The organism is Parasediminibacterium schistidii (genome assembly GCF_046546515.1).
GTDB lineage: Bacteria > Bacteroidota > Bacteroidia > Chitinophagales > Chitinophagaceae > Parasediminibacterium.
In genome coordinates this window covers 1-17726 of record NZ_JBKHKJ010000008.1, presented here as the reverse complement: position 1 = coordinate 17726, position 17726 = coordinate 1, and the positions used below count along the sequence as shown (strand labels likewise).

11 protein-coding genes and 1 pseudogene are annotated in these 17726 nt (G+C 40.5%); 5 read left to right on the top strand and 7 right to left on the bottom strand.

Translation table 11 applies throughout. The annotated features are described in order from the left end of the window. The first annotated feature begins 2 nt into the window (after positions 1-2). Positions 3-1877 (top strand): DUF4153 domain-containing protein, encoded by a 1875-nt coding sequence (locus tag ACHFIY_RS06315; RefSeq protein ID WP_410845223.1) that lies wholly within the window; start codon positions 3-5, stop codon positions 1875-1877. 408 nt (positions 1878-2285) lie between these two features. On the opposite strand, the gene ACHFIY_RS06310 is transcribed toward ACHFIY_RS06315, so the two are convergent. Further along, the gene (locus ACHFIY_RS06310; protein WP_410845222.1) at positions 2286-2432 is read right to left on the bottom strand and encodes a hypothetical protein; all 147 of its coding nucleotides are present in this window, start codon (positions 2430-2432) and stop codon (positions 2286-2288) included. A gap of 80 nt (positions 2433-2512) precedes the next feature. On the opposite strand from ACHFIY_RS06310, the gene ACHFIY_RS06305 reads away from it, so the two are divergent. After that, complete coding sequence (locus ACHFIY_RS06305) at positions 2513-3988, top strand: glycine--tRNA ligase (RefSeq protein ID WP_410845221.1); 1476 nt, start codon at positions 2513-2515, stop codon at positions 3986-3988. 158 nt (positions 3989-4146) lie between these two features. Here ACHFIY_RS06305 and ACHFIY_RS06300 read toward each other — a convergent pair whose 3' ends face one another. The 6 genes from ACHFIY_RS06300 to ACHFIY_RS06275 form a co-directional block, all read right to left on the bottom strand. Beyond that, entirely contained in the window at positions 4147-5598 is a 1452-nt protein-coding gene (locus ACHFIY_RS06300; RefSeq protein ID WP_410845220.1) for an MFS transporter, read from the bottom strand. Between the two features lie 230 nt (positions 5599-5828). Next, entirely contained in the window at positions 5829-6191 is a 363-nt protein-coding gene (locus tag ACHFIY_RS06295) for a hypothetical protein (RefSeq protein ID WP_410845219.1), read from the bottom strand. Positions 6192-6443: 252 nt separating this feature from the next. Next, positions 6444-8063: a ribonuclease Y gene (gene rny, locus ACHFIY_RS06290; RefSeq protein ID WP_410845218.1), complete on the bottom strand. Its 1620-nt coding sequence runs from the start codon at positions 8061-8063 to the stop codon at positions 6444-6446. 606 nt (positions 8064-8669) lie between these two features. After that, a complete protein-coding gene (locus ACHFIY_RS06285; RefSeq protein WP_410845217.1) occupies positions 8670-9830 on the bottom strand; it encodes a cystathionine gamma-synthase in 1161 nt (386 codons plus the stop codon). A 181-nt stretch (positions 9831-10011) separates the two neighbouring features. Continuing rightward, positions 10012-10710 (bottom strand): hypothetical protein, encoded by a 699-nt coding sequence (locus ACHFIY_RS06280; RefSeq protein WP_410845216.1) that lies wholly within the window; start codon positions 10708-10710, stop codon positions 10012-10014. A gap of 95 nt (positions 10711-10805) precedes the next feature. After that, a complete protein-coding gene (locus tag ACHFIY_RS06275; protein ID WP_410845215.1) occupies positions 10806-12404 on the bottom strand; it encodes an NHL domain-containing protein in 1599 nt (532 codons plus the stop codon). Positions 12405-12765: 361 nt separating this feature from the next. Between ACHFIY_RS06275 and ACHFIY_RS06270 the strand changes: the two are divergent. From ACHFIY_RS06270 to ACHFIY_RS06260, 3 genes and pseudogenes are all read left to right on the top strand, one after another. Next, positions 12766-13047: pseudogene (locus ACHFIY_RS06270) on the top strand (type II toxin-antitoxin system RelE/ParE family toxin); the annotation flags it as partial. Between the two features lie 1998 nt (positions 13048-15045). Beyond that, on the top strand, positions 15046-15744 hold the full coding sequence (locus tag ACHFIY_RS06265) for an RsmE family RNA methyltransferase (RefSeq protein WP_410845214.1): 699 nt from the start codon (positions 15046-15048) through the stop codon (positions 15742-15744). Between the two features lie 13 nt (positions 15745-15757). Beyond that, entirely contained in the window at positions 15758-17347 is a 1590-nt protein-coding gene (locus ACHFIY_RS06260) for a L,D-transpeptidase family protein (RefSeq protein ID WP_410845213.1), read from the top strand. Positions 17348-17726 lie beyond the last annotated feature (379 nt).

Genomic DNA, 17726 nt, shown 5'->3' with positions numbered 1-17726 from the left:
TAATGAAACTACCCTCACTTTCATCTCTTGTCAGCAATGCGTTTGATACTTTCAAAAGGTTTCCTTTTGCTATTATCGCAGCCATTATAGGATGTGTTTTTAGCATATTGAATTTGCATCTTCCATACAGCACTGAGCAATCGTACCATTGGTACTGGAATGTAATGATGAGTTGTTACTTGGGCATGTTATTACTAATAGCACTAACTATTTTAAGCGAGCGGAAAACCCATAGCAAGGCTATCCAATTTTTACTGCAAGCCTTTGGGGCAGCAGTTGCCATAGCCTATTATTTTTCATTGCCTAACACATTCATGGCTGTTAGCAGCATACGGTTTATCCTCTTTTCACTCGGACTTCACTGGCTTATCGCTTTTATGCCATTTACAAAGCCTGGGCATATGAATGCTTTTTGGCAATACAACAAAGCTATTTTTTTACGGATATTGACTTCATTTTTATATACAACGGTACTCTATATAGGATTAGCCCTTGCACTGCTGGCCGTTGAAAAACTATTTTCAGTTCATGTAAACAGTAAGCTTTATGGCGATTTGTGGATAGTGCTTGCCTGCGTTTTTAACACATGGTTTTTTCTTGCTGGCTTTCCAGCCAATTATTCGGCATTGGAGCAAAGCACCGATTATCCTAAAGGGCTAAAAATATTTACCCAATATGTTTTGCTGCCTATTATCACCATCTACCTCTTGATTTTGTATGCTTATATGTTCAAGATTATTATACATAGGGAATGGCCAATAGGTTGGGTTTCTTATTTGGTTTTAGCATTTTCTGTAGTAGGTATTTTGTCATTGCTGCTTATCCATCCCATCAGGCACGAGGAAAATAATAAATGGATTTTAACTTTCTCCCGTTTTTTTTATTTGGCAATTTATCCCATCCTAATCCTATTATTCTTTGCAATCGAAAGGCGTATCAGCGATTATGGCATTACCGAACTACGTTATTTTGTTTTGGTACTGGCCTTATGGCTTTTGTTTATTGCAACTTATTTTTTAATGAGCAGCCAAAAAAACATAAAGGTTATACCGCAATCGCTCGCCCTGCTTGCATTGCTTACCTCCTTTGGCTACTGGGGTGCTTTTAGCGTTTCTATCCATAGCCAGCAATGTCATTTTGAAGCCATCATGAATAAAAACAAATTGCTAGTTAATGAAAAGCTGAAAAAAGCAGGGCAAGAATTGCCTTTCAAGGATGAAAAGGAAATAAGTTCTATCACTGAATATTTGGTTAACACGCATGGCTACCAAACACTACAACCCTACTATACCCAAAACTTAGACTCTGTAATGAAACACGATTCTTTAGACAGGGAAAGGTATGGCAATGGAAGGGTACGCAAATTGCTTTCATTATACAATCTAAAATATATAAACCAGTACGAGCGTGAAGATGAAGTTGCTTCAAATGAATTTAATTATATTACTGAACATAACTATACAGAAAATGACAATGAAGACAAAATGCTAAAAGTAGAAGGATTTGATTACCTCATAGATGGTTACAATACAGGGCGCATGGATGAAACCCGAGTTGCTGCTACCAGCACATTTCATTTTAATAAAGATAGTGTTGTGGTTAAGTTTTCGCAAAAAACCAACCTGTTAACCGTTTCTGTAAACAACGATAGTGCTACCACCTTTAGTTTAGATAGTATTATAAATAAAATTGCAACTTCTCCCAAAGCCATCAATCAACATAGTACCGCAATACCGCAATCTGACATGACTTTTCTTGCAGAGAATAAGGCCTATAAAGTACAAATTAGCATTATGGACATAAACGGTAATCGAAAAAACAACCACTTGCAAATAAACAATCTTCGAGTGGCAAGTATTTTAATAGCCAAAAATTAGTAGGCTAGGGTGCATAAAAGTTTTTCGCTTCGTGGCGATATTCCCTAATCTTTAAAACCTTATCTTTGTGCCAGAAATGCACTTGCTAAAAAACCTAAATTAAATGCATTTTAAAAGCTATCAACTAGTACTTGCATCAAAGTTATTTTTTTATTAATATTAAGATGGTTTTAGCTTAAAAAATTAGCCTTGTATTGATGGCTATAGAATACTCAAAAATTACGCGCAAAATGAGCATAAAATACGCAAAAAATAGGCACAAATCACTCAAAAAATAGGCACAAAATAGGCACAAAATACGCATAAAACTTTATCGTTATTGTTGATAATCAATGATTTAAAGGCGAGGAAACAATTTTTCAAAAAATTGCGAATAGGAAAAAAGACCGAAAATTGGCAAAACTGAAACTATTTTAATAAAAACTCTAAAAAAAGTAATAGTGTAGAAATTGTATAAGTGTTCTCGTTTTGCATCCCATCTTCTTGCCCGTGGGGTGTTTGTTCCAGCTTTTTGGGATAAGTGGCGGGCAGGTTGGTACTAGGGTATTTTTTCACTAAAAAGCGAAAAACTTTTATGCACCCGTAGGCTAGGCTTTATAAAACCATAATCAACTCTCTCTTATATTTGCACCCTTATGAGCGTACAATCTGATAATATTTTCCAGGCAATTATATCCCACGCCAAAGAGTATGGCTTTGTTTTCCCTTCCAGCGAAATATACGATGGCCTTAGTGCCGTTTATGACTATGGCCCCTACGGCAGCGAGCTGAAAAAGAATATCCGTGACTACTGGTGGAAAAGCATGACCCAAATGCACGAGAACATCGTGGGCATTGATGCGGCTATTTTTATGCACCCTACCACTTGGAAAGCAAGCGGCCATGTTGACAATTTCAGCGACCCGATGATTGACAACAAGGACAGCAAAAAGCGCTACCGGGTAGACCACCTAATAGAAGCATACGCCGAAAAACTAGCACACGAAGGCAAAAAAGAAGAAGAATTTGCCTTGCTAAAATCAATGGATACCTTGCTGGCTGCAGATGATTATACAGGCCTGAAACAATTAATTGACGACAATAAAATAGTGTGTGCCATTAGTGGCACGGCCAACTGGACAGAGATACGGCAGTTTAATTTGATGTTTTCTACAGAGTTTGGTGCCATAGCTTCCGACAACCCTGAGGATAACAAAGTATATCTCCGCCCCGAAACGGCACAAGGCATTTTTGTAAACTTCTTGAACGTGCAAAAAACTGCCCGGATGAAAATACCTTTTGGTATTGCCCAGACTGGCAAGGCTTTCCGCAACGAGATTGTCGCTCGACAGTTCATTTTCCGCATGAGGGAGTTTGAACAAATGGAAATGCAGTTTTTTGTGCGCCCAGGCACCGAAGGTTTTTGGTACCAGCAATGGAAAGAAGCCCGCCTTCAATGGCACCTTAGCCTAGGCATTAGTGCAGACAAATACCGCTACCACGACCATGTAAAATTGGCACACTACGCCAAGGAAGCCTGCGACATAGAATTTGAATTCCCGTTTGGTTTCAAGGAAGTAGAGGGCATACACAGCCGCAGCGATTTCGATTTAACCCAGCACCAAATTTACAGCAAGAAAAAATTGCAGTATTTTGATAACGATATAGACGAAGCCACTGGCAAGCCCTATGGCAACTATGTGCCTTATGTGGTAGAAACCTCTATTGGGCTAGACAGGATGTTCTTGTTAATTCTTGCTAATAGCTATGAGGAAGAAACCATCCCTAAAGAAGATGGCACCACTGATAGCCGTGTGGTATTGCACATACCCACAAAAATTGCCCCTAACAAATTGGCCATCCTTCCATTGACCAAAAAAGATGGCTTGCCAGAAATAGCAAGGGAATTGATGGACGAGTGCAAGCCTTATTTCAAATGTTTTTTTGAAGAAAAAGATGCCATTGGCAAACGTTACCGTAGGCAGGATGCCATTGGCACGCCTTTCTGCGTAACCATAGATCATCAAACAAAAGAAGACCAAACCGTTACCATCCGCTACCGCGATAGCATGAAGCAGGAACGTATATCAATAAGCAAGGTTAGGGAATTGGTATTGGGAGAAATAATGTAGTTTCCTTGCCACTAAGGCACGAAATCACGAAGAAGCACAAAGGGAGTGATAATACTAAAAACAGTTGCCAGCCTTTTGAAGGTTGGAAACCGTTTTTTAGTATTATCATAATCATCTGCAGGGGCAGAAGATTTTCTGCCCCTACTGTATGGCAAGGTTTAATGCCCCCCACCGCTTGTTTTTACATCGTAGTCTATACCTTGTGCCTTTAATGCGCTTTTGGCTTTGATAGCATAAAATGCCAAGTAGCCAAAACAAGCAACGCCAACGATATAGCTATAACGGATACCCAACAAGTTTTCGGCTGCCAAAGCACCTTGCAATGCTGCAACCAAGCCACCACCCATAATCATCATGATTAGCAAACTGCTGCCTTGGTTGGTATGCTTGCCCAGCCCAGCCACTGCCAATGTGAATATGCAAGGCCACAGGGTGCTGCAAAACAAGCCCACGCTGATAAACGCAAAAGCACTAACCATACCATTTGTAAGCATACCAATAATTAAAGCAACAATACCCATTGATGAAAAGATAAGTAACATCCTTGCAGGGCTACCCTTGCTCATAATATCACCAGCAATCATGGCAAGGATTACAAAACCATATACAAAAAATTGGGTTACATCGTGCTGTGCAATGGCATTTACCACCAAGAAAATACCAAAAGCAAGATAGGGTATTACTAAGCTTGCTATTTTTTCAGCAGTTTTGTTCAGCCCAAAAGCACCAACGGAGGCAGTCCACCTGCCAATCATCAAGCTGGCCCAATACAATGAAATATAAGGTGCCACTTTATCAGTTGATATATGAAGGTATTGCTTCATATATTCTGGCAGGTTACTAGCAGTTGATACTTCTACGCCCACATATACAAATATGGCAATCATTCCTAGCCATAATTGAGGATATTGCAGTGGAGAGGCTTTGTGCAGCACTTTGCTAGCGGCATCGGCTTCTTCCACAGCTACCTCTTCCAAATCTATTTTATTGGGGATAGATGAAAACTTGAAAAATACAGCTACTAGCAAAAATGCAATGCCTAGTATCAAGTAGGGTATTTTTACGCTTTCTATACTGGCATTGGTATTGCCACTGGTTACAGAACCAAAAATGGCATAGCTTACCAGCAAAGGGCCAATGGTAGTGCCAAAATTATTTACCCCGCCAGCCATGCTCAACCGTTGAGAACCCGTTTTGGGGTCGCCAATTACCACCGCCAACGGGTTGGCAGCTATTTGCTGCAAGCTAAAGCCGATGGCAACTGTAAACAGCCCAGCAATCATTAATGTAAATGAGCCATTGTTAGCCGCAGGATAAAACAGCAATGTACCCAATGCCGAGATGGACAAGCCAAGGGCAATGCCATTTTTATACCCAATTTTATTCAGCAAGTCGCCGCCAATAACTTTTGAGATAATCATGTAGATGATAGAACCAACGGTATAAGCAACATAAAAAGCCACGGCCACTAATTGGCTTTGCAATTGGGTAAGGTCAAATGCCTTTTTAAAAACAGGGATTAGGATGTCGTTGCTGGCTGCTACAAAGCCCCAGAAAAAAAATACGGAAATCAATGTGCCAAAGCGGCCCCAATTGGTTTTTTGAGTCATGTGGTTATTTTATATGCTTTTTTAAATGAAAACAAATCGTTAATTGAACGGCACTAAGATAATAGGAAAACTGATATTGACGAGGTAAATGATACTATTTTACCAAAAACTGGAAACATCTTAGCAACACAACGCTTTATGCAAATTGTATTGACTATAATTGAAAAAGACAGCCGTACTTAGCTGTCTCTCTTTTTCATTGAGCTTTAGTGCCTTCGTGGCAATCTTTTTTAGCGAGAAAGAAAATTGCCAGACAAACGCATACCTTTTTCATCATCCAATACTCTTTTCATTACTTTTTTTAATCCTTCGGGCAATAAATCTTTTTCCTCAGCAGTAAGTGGATGCTCTATCTCAAAAAACTCGTCCTCATCATCATAATAGCCAATGTAGAGGTCGTAATAATCGTTCAGGTGCAGCCGAAGCGATATTTCCGTGTCCTCTTCATACTGATGCATGGAAATAATGGCCCACTGGTCCTCATCCAAAAAATTGAACAATACTTCCACAGGGTCTTTGCTTACCACATAAGCAACCAGCTTCTCAATCAGGTCTGCGGAATTGGTTTTTACTAAGTCGTCGTATTTTGACATTGTACTATGAGTTTTTTATGATACAAATAAAAAGTAAAATAACTAAGCTTTTAGACGTTGTAACCCACCCCTACCCCTCCATGAAGGGAACAGCGAAGACCAAAGCGAAGATTAAAGCAAAAGGGGCGTTGTGCAATATATTCCCCGACCTTGGAGGGGTAGTGTTGGGTTTATAGAAATAGCCGTAGGTTTTCGGTATTTTACTACTTCTTGCCTACGGCTATTTGTTATTTAAAGGAAATTAGGCAAATATTACCTTGCCATGTTTACGGCTCTTTTTTCCCTGATTACAGTTACTTTAATCTGGCCAGGGTAGGTCATTTCTGTTTGAATTTTTTGGGCTATTTCAAAGCTTAGCTTGTCGCTTTCGCCGTCTGTTACTTTATCGGCTTCTACTATCACCCGTAGCTCACGGCCAGCTTGTATCGCGTAGGCTTTTTCTACCCCCTTGTATGCTTGGGCAAGCGTTTCTAAGTCTTTTATGCGTTGCAGGTATTGCTGCATTATTTCACGCCTAGCACCTGGCCTTGCGCCGCTAATGGCATCGCAAGCCTGGATGATTGGGGAAATTACAAACAACATTTCCATTTCATCGTGGTGGGCACCTATGGCATTTACAATAGCAGGGTTCTCGCCATATTTTTCCGCCAGTTTTGCACCAAGCAGTGCATGGCTTAGTTCTGTTTCCTCATCAGGTACTTTGCCTATATCGTGCAATAAACCTGCACGTTTGGCCAGCTTAGGGTTCAAGCCTAGTTCTGCCGCCATGATGCCGCAAAGGTTAGCTGTTTCACGGCTGTGCATCAATAGGTTTTGCCCATAAGACGAGCGGAAACGCATCCTGCCCACCATGCGCACCAGTTCTTTGTGCAAACCGTGTATGCCTAGTTCTATAATGGTACGCTCGCCAATTTCCAATACTTGGTCTTCCAGTTGCTTGCGGGTTTTTTCTACTACTTCCTCTATTCGGGCTGGGTGTATACGACCATCGGCAATCAGGCGTTGCAAGCTCAAGCGGGCAACCTCTCTACGCAATGGGTCGAAAGAAGACAATACTATTGCTTCCGGCGTATCGTCCACAATCAAATCTACCCCTGTTGCAGCTTCTAATGCACGGATGTTCCTACCCTCACGGCCAATAATCTGGCCTTTTATTTCGTCAGATTCTAGGTTAAACACAGAGACGGTGTTTTCAATCGTTTGCTCGGCCGCAGTGCGCTGTATTGTTTGAATCACAATCTTGCGTGCTTCTTTATTAGCCTTAACCTTGGCTTCTTCTATGATTTCTTGCTGCAATGCCAGCCCTTGCGTATGGGCAGTCGCTTTCATGGTGTCAATCAATTGTGCTTTTGCTTGTTCGGCAGTCAGGCCAGCCACTGCTTCCAGCCTGTGCAAGTGTTCCTGTTCATGCTTTTCAAACTCAGCTTTCTTCAGATTTATTGCTTCAATCTGCTTGTTCAGGTTTTCTTTTATTGCATCGTTTTCTTTAACCTGCTTGCCCAGCGTTTCTTTAAGCGTTTCTTTAATAGCCTCCTGTTCTTTTATTTGTTTGTCAAGGCTAATTTCTTTTTGGTTGATAGACAATTCTTTTTGCTTGGTCCTTGTTTCCGACTCTGCAATTTTTTTGTTCCTTTCCAGTACCTCGCTGTCATAATCAGCTTTTAATTGTACAAATTTTTCTTTTGCTTCTAGTTGTTTTTCTTTTTTAATTGTTTCAGCCCTTAACTCGGCCTCTTTAATAATTGCTTGTGCCTTTACGTCGGCATCGTCTAATTGTTCTTTGGTATTTTTAGCAAATAAGAACCTACCCGCTATAATCCCTGCTACCAGTGCCACTGCACTTGATACTAATAGTATCACTGTGTTATCCATGCTGTTGTTACGTTTTTAAATAGTTCAAAATCATATTTCCCTTGTTTACGGTTCATTTTACATATAGTAAAATGAACACTAATGGGCGAAGATAATTAAATGTCTTTCCTAATGTGTAGTGTTTTTTTAAAGAAGCATGAAAATTAAAGTATTATAACTTAAAATTTTACTTGAAGCTTGGCGTGTAGCTAGTCTTTTAATGAAAAATTGTTGCAAAAATGGAATTACTTGTAGGGGCAGGGCTTGCCCCTGCCCTTTCAGCACCTAGGGTATATACACATCTTTTTTAGGTCTTTTAGTGTAAGCAAAATAGATAGATGCAAGGGAAATCTATCATAAAATCACTTGCTTTTTGTCGGAGGCTGACTCCCCCTCGCCTTTGTTCTTGCTCCCTCTCCCTTTGGAGAGGGCTGGGGTGAGGTCGGGGTTGGGGGTGAGGTATACATAGTAGAGGGCAATATTTGCTTCAATGAGATTTGTGTATATACGCTAGCTTTCAGCAAAGGATATTTCCGAACAATAGTAGGAAGCAATTTTATCCCATTTGACATTTATGTAAGTGGGCAGGGGTAAGCCCTGCCCCTACGCAAACACCAAAATGCCATTTTACCCAATTGCCGTTTCCAAGTCTTCTATTAAATCTTCCACGTCTTCAATACCCACGCTTAGGCGTATCAACGAATCGGAAAGCCCGTTTTTAATCCGCTCTTCCCTTGGTATAGAGGCATGTGTCATGGTGGCGGGGTGGTTAATTAACGATTCCACGCCACCAAGGCTTTCTGCCAGTGCAAATACCTTGGTAGACGATAATACCCGGTTGGTATTTTCCGGGCTGCCGTCTTTCAGTTCAAAACTCATCATGCCGCCAAAGCCACGCATTTGTTTCTTGGCTACTTCATAGCCGGGATTATCTGTGAAACCGCACCACCAAACTTTGGCTACTTTAGGGTGGCTTTGCAGGTAATGGGCTATTTTTTCGCCGTTCTCGCAATGCCTTTGCATACGCACATGCAAGGTTTTGATGCCCCGCAGCACAAGGAAGCAATCCTGTGGGCCAGGCACTGCACCGCAGGACTTTTGTATAAAATAAAGTTTATCACGCAGTTCAGTATCGTTCATTATCAAGCAGCCTTGTATCACATCGCTATGCCCGCCAAGGTATTTGGTGGCAGAGTGCATCACAATATCTGCACCTAAGTCCAACGGGTTTTGCAGGTAGGGCGAGGCAAATGTATTGTCCACGCATAGTATTGCATTTGCGGGCTTGGCAATAGCAGCCACGGCAGCAATATCCGTGATATTCATGAGTGGGTTGGTAGGTGTTTCTATCCAAATCAATTTTGTTTGGGGGGTAATGGCTTTTGCAATATTGGCAACATTGGTTGTGTCCACATAAATGAATTTGATACCAAACCGCTCGAACACCTTGGTAAACAAACGGTAAGTGCCACCATACATATCGTTGGCTGCAATTACTTCATCGCCGGGCGAAAGCAATTTAATAACCGCATCCGTAGCCGCTACCCCACTGCTGAAAGCCAAGCCATATTTGCCATTTTCAATGGCGGCAAAAGCTGCTTCCAAGGCAAAGCGGGTAGGGTTTTGGCTACGCGCATATTCATACCCTTTGTTTACCCCCGGGGCTTGCTGCACATAAGTAGATGTTTGGTAAATGGGTGTCATAATTGCACCCGTGCTGGCATCTGGTTCCACGCCCGCATGGATGAATTTCGTACCTATACCTTTCTTTGAAAAATCTGTGCCCATTGCCTATTGCTTTTTATGGTGCAATATTAATGCTTTCACTGCTAGTTCGTTTATTTTGCCACGAAGGCACGAAGACACAAAGCGGCACAAAGTTTTAAAGGAAGAAGAAAAGAAAGATATACAATCTTTCCTTCTTTTTTCTTAGTGCTTCTTCGAGCCTTTGTGTCTTTGTGGCAAACTTTTAATGAAAGCTAAACGAAAGCCCCCCATGCAAAATATACTTACCATAGCCAGCCTCGGCAAACAAAGCCATGTTCTCGGCAATGTTGAACCTAGCCCCTATGCCCACCTGATAAGCCAATAGTGATGGCGTAAAAGGTGGTGGCACTTTAGCACCAGACCCATCTGTAAAATTATTGTTCCAAGAATTTACGCCTATCGCCCCACGTAGGTACATGGTAGCAGTATTGCTAATAGGCGTGTATTGCATTAGGTTTAGCATCACGCTCCAGTTTTCCAAGCTGCCCTTTTCCACAAGGCTTGATGGGGAGTTGTAACTATAATAAGGCACATTTACCTTTCCGTAAGTGGCCATTACCCCAATGCTGGTATAGCGGGAGAAGCGGTAGTCTAAAGCACCTGTAACCAGGCCAGTTTGGGATATGCTGCCCTTGTATAAATTGTAATATTCAGGAAACTGGTTGGCATCCAAATTGGGGAAGCCATAACCAAAAGAGGCATACACCACTGGTTGAAACTTAGGCTGCGTTTGCCGGGGTGCCCTTGATTGTGGCCTTCGCCTGTAACCGCCCCCTACATGCCCATAGCCGTAGCCATAGCCTCCGCCTATCCTTCCACCAATCATTACCTGTGCTTCTGCTGTGGCAGTTGCAAGCAGCAAACCACTTACTAAAAATAGCATTACATATTGCTTTTTCATGGTCTTTTATTTTATGGATACTAAGATAAAAGCCATTCTAAAGGGTTTAAGTAGTGCGCTGTTAAAGTTGGTTAAATGTCGGTGGAAGGGTATTTTTATCTTACCAATACTTGTTTTGCTGTTTGGTCACCATTAATACCTATTGTTTTTAAGTAATAAATACCTGCCGCCAATTTGTTTTTCATCTGCAATGCTATTATGCTATTTCCTTCTGGCACATTGTTTTTTTGGCTTGCCACCAACTTTCCTTCTGTATTGATTAGTTGGAAAAACAATGCCTTGGCAGATTGTAATGCCAAGTGAATATTTATCTCGCCATCAGATGGGTTGGGCGATACTTCAAACTGTTCTTTTGTTATTTCACCAAGGGCTATTTTAATAATATTGGAATAGGTAAAACTGCCATTCTTGTCTATCATTTTCAACCTGTAGTAGTTAGTTGAAAGCGAGGCATTATCTGTAAAACTATAACTATTTGTGCCCGCACCTTTAGCGTTTATTTCACCTATAGGCTTAAAAGCTGCGCCATCAGTGCCCGCTTCTACCAAAAATTTAGCAGTGTTTATCTCATTGGCGGTTTGCCATTGCAAGCCCACATTGCCATTGGGTAGTTTTTTGGCAGAGAAAGCAAGCAAGTTTAAAGGCAAACCAATCCCATTTACTTTTAAGATGCGGTTGTTGCCACCATTTGCAACATATAAATTTCCAGAAGCGTCTATATCTAGACCGTACGGCGCATTTATGTATGCTGAAATATCAAGACTCTTTGGCATCGTAGAAATAATACCAGTAGGGCTTACTACTCTAATAACATTATACTTTATGTCACTTAAATATATTGCACCTGAAACATCTGTTGCGACATCAGTTAAAATTCCTAAACTTGCTTTAGTAGCTTCACCGCCATCTCCACTATACCCAGAAATTCCGTTACCTGCTACTGTATGGATAATACCAGCAGTATCTATTTTTCTAATACAATAATTACCACCATCTACAATATATAAATTACCTGACATATCTAAAGTAACATTCATAGGAAATTTCAATTTTGCAGAAATTGCAAGACCCTCATCCCCACTATAGCCGAGCGTACCAACACCAGCTACTGTTGTAATGATACCGTTACTTACTTTTCTAATACGGTTATTACCCTCGTCTGCGATATATAAATTGCCTAAATGATCTATAGCCAGACCTGTTGGAGTAGATATCTCAGCTGAAATTGCTAGCCTATTGTCCCCATTGTAACCGGAAGTTCCAGTTCCTACAATTGTAGTAATAATGCCAGCAGTATCTATTTTTCTAATAAACCCAAATGCTGCATCTGCTATATAAATATTACCGGTAACGTCAACTGCAATAGCAGCAAGTTCGTTGATATTTACCTTAGTTGCCAAACTATCTTCGCCAAATCCTCTACCTCCACCTACAATTGTATATATCAACCCTTGCTTAGTGATTTTTCGGACTCGATTATTACTTTTATCGGCTATATAGATATTCCCTAAAGCATCCACAGCAACATCAACTGGCGTATTTAATTGTGCAGCCGTTGCCAGCCCACCATCCCCGCTAAAGCCAGCAGAACCAATACCTGCAATAGAGGTAACGGTTTGCGAACGGGCATTCAGCAAAACAAATAATGATATAGTGGTAAACACAAGTTTGGTAAGAAGTGAGCTTTGCTTCATTGTATTTAATTATGGATAGTTTACAGCCTTAAAAAGTATATCTACAAATATATAAGCAATTGCTAAAAGATTGTGAAATTTATATGCTCAATTTTAGGCTAATTATTTTTGGATTTGCTGATGAGCGTGAACTATCGTTGCTGGAAACCCCGAAGGGGTTGAACAAAAGTAGCCACGGGTGAAACCCGTGGTAAAGAATAACAATTGGGAATAACCCTGAAAGATTTGGACTGTTTACGGCCTCATTTTAGGCTGCCATGCAATAGTAGGCAAGGGTAAAGTAAAAACTAAAAAAGCTATCGATTTTATCAATGAGCTATAAAATAGAGACCATACCACCTTTTGAAAAAGAGTTCAAAAACTATATAAAAAATACCCTTTGCTTAATGGCGATTTGGTGCAACTAATTACTTCGCTGGAAACCAACCCTACCCAAGGCACAGCAATAGGTAATACTTTTTATAAGATACGATTATCTATTACAAGCAAAGGGAAAGGGAAAAGTAGCGGTGTGCGTGTGATAACTTTTGTTAAAATAATAAACCAAATTGTTTATTTAGCCGCCATCTACGACAAAAGCGAGCAATTTACCATAACAGATGCTACCTTAAAAAAACTTTCAGATTTTATTACAAACAAATAAGAAATTAAGTAGTAAGTCATAATTACCTTAATATAATTCTAAGAGGGTTTCGTTCTTGCCCCTCTCCTTCGGAACTACTGTGCGGACACAATTCCCCTCTCGAGGGGTGGCCGTAGGCCGGGGTGGTTTCTATGAAGTATAAGCGGCCATTTTAATTGAAGCGAAGGGCTTAACCGCAAAGATTCGCAGCGTTATTTACGCAAAGAAGGCGCAAAGGGGAAAAAAAGGTAAAACGCTTCGCTCAAAGGACGCAAAATAGGCAAAGCCGCTACATTAGACACAAAAGATATTTATTAAAGGTACTTTATTACACTAAAAAAAAATGTGTGTACACGGTAGCTTCGGAGAGGGGTTGGGGTGAGGTCTTTAAAATAAATAGTATTAACTTAATTGTGCCTGCATACTTATTTCTTAATAAATAGGCTAAATTTTTTTTAGGTGCTTGTCATTATATATCTGTCATTGCAATCCAGATTTTCCCCCATCATGGGGGCATTTTGGGATGCTCATGGGGGCATATTTCCCCCATATAGGATTTTTATTTTGGGTTATATACATATCCATACCAATTTTGTAGTAAAGGAGCAACTAGGGGCATATTACAAGGTAAAAGCATCAAAATTCATTTTGCTCGAATGTTCGAGTTTCACACCAGTCTTGGCATAAGTCACCTTATTTTATCCGGTCAGCCGCAGGCTGATTGAAAAAAATGCGTAGCATATTTTTTTCAAAGGATAAAATAGAGTGGCGTTGCCAAAGCTACCCTCGCCTTTGGAGAGGGGCTGGGGGTGAGGTTGAAGCCCGCCGGCTATGAGGCAAAAGGACTAAAAAGTAGTGTTTTTGAATAAAAGAGGCAATTAGACATAGAATAATTTGATCGAAACTTCGAGTTTGACACCAGTCCTGGCATAAGCCACCTTATTTTATCCGGTCAGCCGCAGGCTGATTGAAAAAAATGCGCAGCATATTTTTTCAAAGGATAAAATAGAGTGGCGTTGCCAGGACGAAGCCCGCCGGCTTTGAGGCAAAAGGACTAAAAAGTAGTGTTTTTGAATAAAAGAGGCAATTAGACATAGAATAATTTTGATCGAAACTTCGAGTTTGACACCAGTCCTGGCATAAGCCACCTTATTTTATCCGGTCAGCCGCAGGCTGATTGAAAAAAATGCGCAGCATATTTTTTTCAAAGGATAAAATAGAGTGGCGTTGCCAGGACGAAGCCCGCCGGCTATGAGGCAAAAGAACTGAAAAGAAGCATTTTTGAATAAAATAGGCAATTAGGCGCAGATTAAATTTTGATGCGTTTCTCCTGGGGCATATTGGTTCTGCCTCCCGGATAGGATGTTAGTTGGCTTAGGAAAATGATAATCCACCATCAAAATCTTATCAGTTTATTATCAATAAACTATCATTTTACTATCAGTTTACTATTATTTTACTATCAATAAACTATCATAAAATTCACTTAAATTATCATAAAAAATGAGGCTAAAAAAACATAAACAACTGAATATCAATGAATTACAGGCAAAAAAGGAAAATAGCAAAAAAAATAAACCACCAAAAAACAAAAAATAACCCATTTCAAACCCATATTTTGCAGTTGTTTGAAGTAATTGGGGCTTGCGATAGGGTTCAAATGCAAAATCTAGGTTTACATACAGAAAAAATTATTATGAACTACATCCGTACTCAAAAACACCCCGAAAAATCACTCACTTTTCACTCATAAATCACTCACCAATCACTCATGAATCACTCACTTTTCACTCATAAAATACTCACTTTTCACTCACAAAACACTCATTTTAAAAAAAACAAAAGCCCTGTATTTCAATGAGTTAAGGTGCAGAAATAACCAAAAATTAAATTCAGGGTGCCTAAAGCCACCTAAACCAAGCAGTTAATGCCCCTGAAAATGGGTCATAAAACTTTTCATTATGCCCTTACCTAGGGTTACATTAAACCCGGATCTTGCTTATTTTCGCTTCCACAATTATGCCTATACCTTATTTCTACCAGCAAAATGTACCCACAACGGGGGCTTTTATCTTAAATGAAGAAACCAGCAAGCACTGCATACAAGTGCTGCGGATGAAAGTGGGCGAACCTTTACAACTAACAGATGGCAAGGGCAGCCTGCACACGGCCACCATTGCCCGGGAAGACAAACGCCATTGCGAAGTACACATACAAACATCAAGCTTTGAGGAAAAGCAAGGGAGGATTGTGTCCATAGGCATATCGCTGCTAAAAAATGCCAACAGGCTTGAATGGTTTTTGGAAAAAGCAACAGAACTAGGCATCAGCGAAATAATACCATTACTTTGCCAACGCACAGAAAAACAACAGTTCAGGCAAGACAGGATGAACAATATACTAATAGCCGCCATGCTGCAAAGCCGCCAGGTATGGCTGCCTGTTTTGCACCCGCCAACACCCGTTGCACAGGTTATAGCCAACTCAAGCTATCCACAAAAATTAATTGCCCATTGCGAGGAGGCAGACAAACAAACAATACCGTCAATGGAATTAGAAAAAAATGTACAAATATTGATAGGCCCAGAGGGCGATTTTTCACCGCTGGAAATTGGGCTTGCCTTGCAGCAGGGCTATTTGCCCACATCGCTGGGCAATACACGCCTGCGTACAGAAACTGCAGGGGTAGTTGCGGCTACCTTGCTGATAAACAACTAATTTTAACCCCTACATGAAAAAATCAGGTTTATTTATATTGCTTTTCAGTTTGTTGTTAGTAGGCTGCAAGCATTGCGGCAGGAAAAAAGCAGCTAAAGACAGCAGCATTACCACTAAAAACGCTTATAACAACCTGTTCCTGGATAGTAGCTCGCTGGAAAATTTTATTGGCAAACACGAAGAACTAGAGAAATACCGGGATGAGTTTTTTGATTTTTATACCCATAGGAATTTTGAATACGCATGGTTTGACACCAGCGGCATGATAGAACAGGCACATTCCTTTTACAACCTGCAAAACAGCTATATAGCCACCCAAAACGACAGCAGTATCTACAACCCACAATTGCAACATTTGTACGAGCAGCAGTACGGGCTGCTTTTTCATAAGAAAAAGGGCGACACTACTTCCTTTTACACGGAAGTATGGCTTACAGCACAGTTTTTTAAATATGCAGCTAAAGTATATGAAGGCAATGATATTGATGCAAAGGAACTAGGCTGGTTCATCCCAAGAAAAAAAATAGACATCCCTGCAACATTAAATGCGCTGATAAATGAAAAAAGCGCATCTATTACCCAATACGAACCATTGAATACCCAATACCGCCTGCTGGAAAAATACCTTGCTACTTACTATGGGTTAAAAAAACAAGCTCGATGGGATTCTATTCCTGCTGCCAAGTCGTACAAAATGGGAGATTCGTCCAGCAACATTACACTTATCAAGAAACGATTGTTCCAATATGGCGACCTAAAAGCAAAAGACACCAGCCAATACTTTGATTCATCGTTGGTAATTGCCGTAAAACAATTCCAGGACAGGCTTGGCTTAAACAATAGCGGCAAGATAGGTGCAGCTACCCTAAAAGAACTAAACAGGCCGATAGACACATTAATCCGAAAGCTATTGATTAATATGGAAAGGTCACGGTGGATGCTGCCTGACACAGCCCAGACAGACAGGATTGTAGTAAACATACCTGAGTACAAATTGTATGTATATGACTCTGGCAAGTACAGCTTTAACATGGACGTGGTGGTGGGTACTGCAGCAAACAGTACCGTTATTTTCAATGGCAACCTCCGCTATATTGTGTTCAGCCCTTATTGGAACGTAACAGAAGATATTACCAAAAGAGAAGTAATGCCTGCCATGAAAAGAAACCCTAATTACCTCCAAAAGAACAACATGGAAATTACTGGGTACAATAATGGAATACCCCAAGTGAGGCAAAAGCCAGGGCCCAACAACTCGCTCGGCGGGGTAAAGTTCTTATTCCCAAACAGTTATAATATTTACCTGCACGACACGCCTTTTAAAGAGGCATTCGCGTCTTCCAAGCGTTCATTCAGCCATGGCTGCATCCGTTTGGGCCAACCAGCAAAGCTGGCCCAGTTCCTGCTGCGCAGGGAACCACAACTCACGGCAGACTCTATCAAAACGCTAATGACCCTAGCAAAAGAGAAATGGTTTAATGCAAAACCAACCGTGCCTGTAACCATCAAATATTTTACGGCTTGGGTAGATGCAAAAGGGTTGTTAAATTTCAGGGAAGATATCTATGGCCACGACAAAAAAATGGCTGAAAAGCTTTTTTAAAAAAGGTTATACTTACTTTTTTGGCAATTGATTAATCTTCTGCTCCTTCGTGTTTTCATACTTAGTGGCTAAATGAAAAATCTAATTCACCGAGACCCGCTATTCTTTTTGCCACCTATCCCATAAACAATGCTTTTTACATAATAAGCACCCCAAAACATATACCCTGCTTGTATTTTTAGTTATCTGGCAATATTAGTTTACCGATACAAAGGGGTATATTGCCTAAAACCCTTTCCTTGTAGTGCATCGTTTTTGAAGGTTTATGTATCTATTAAGTTATAAGTAATCAGACACAATTATCTTGCTATTATTTCGTTTATAATAGTATGGGCATACAAGTAAAAGAAATAATTCTGGATATTGGGATAAAGGGATT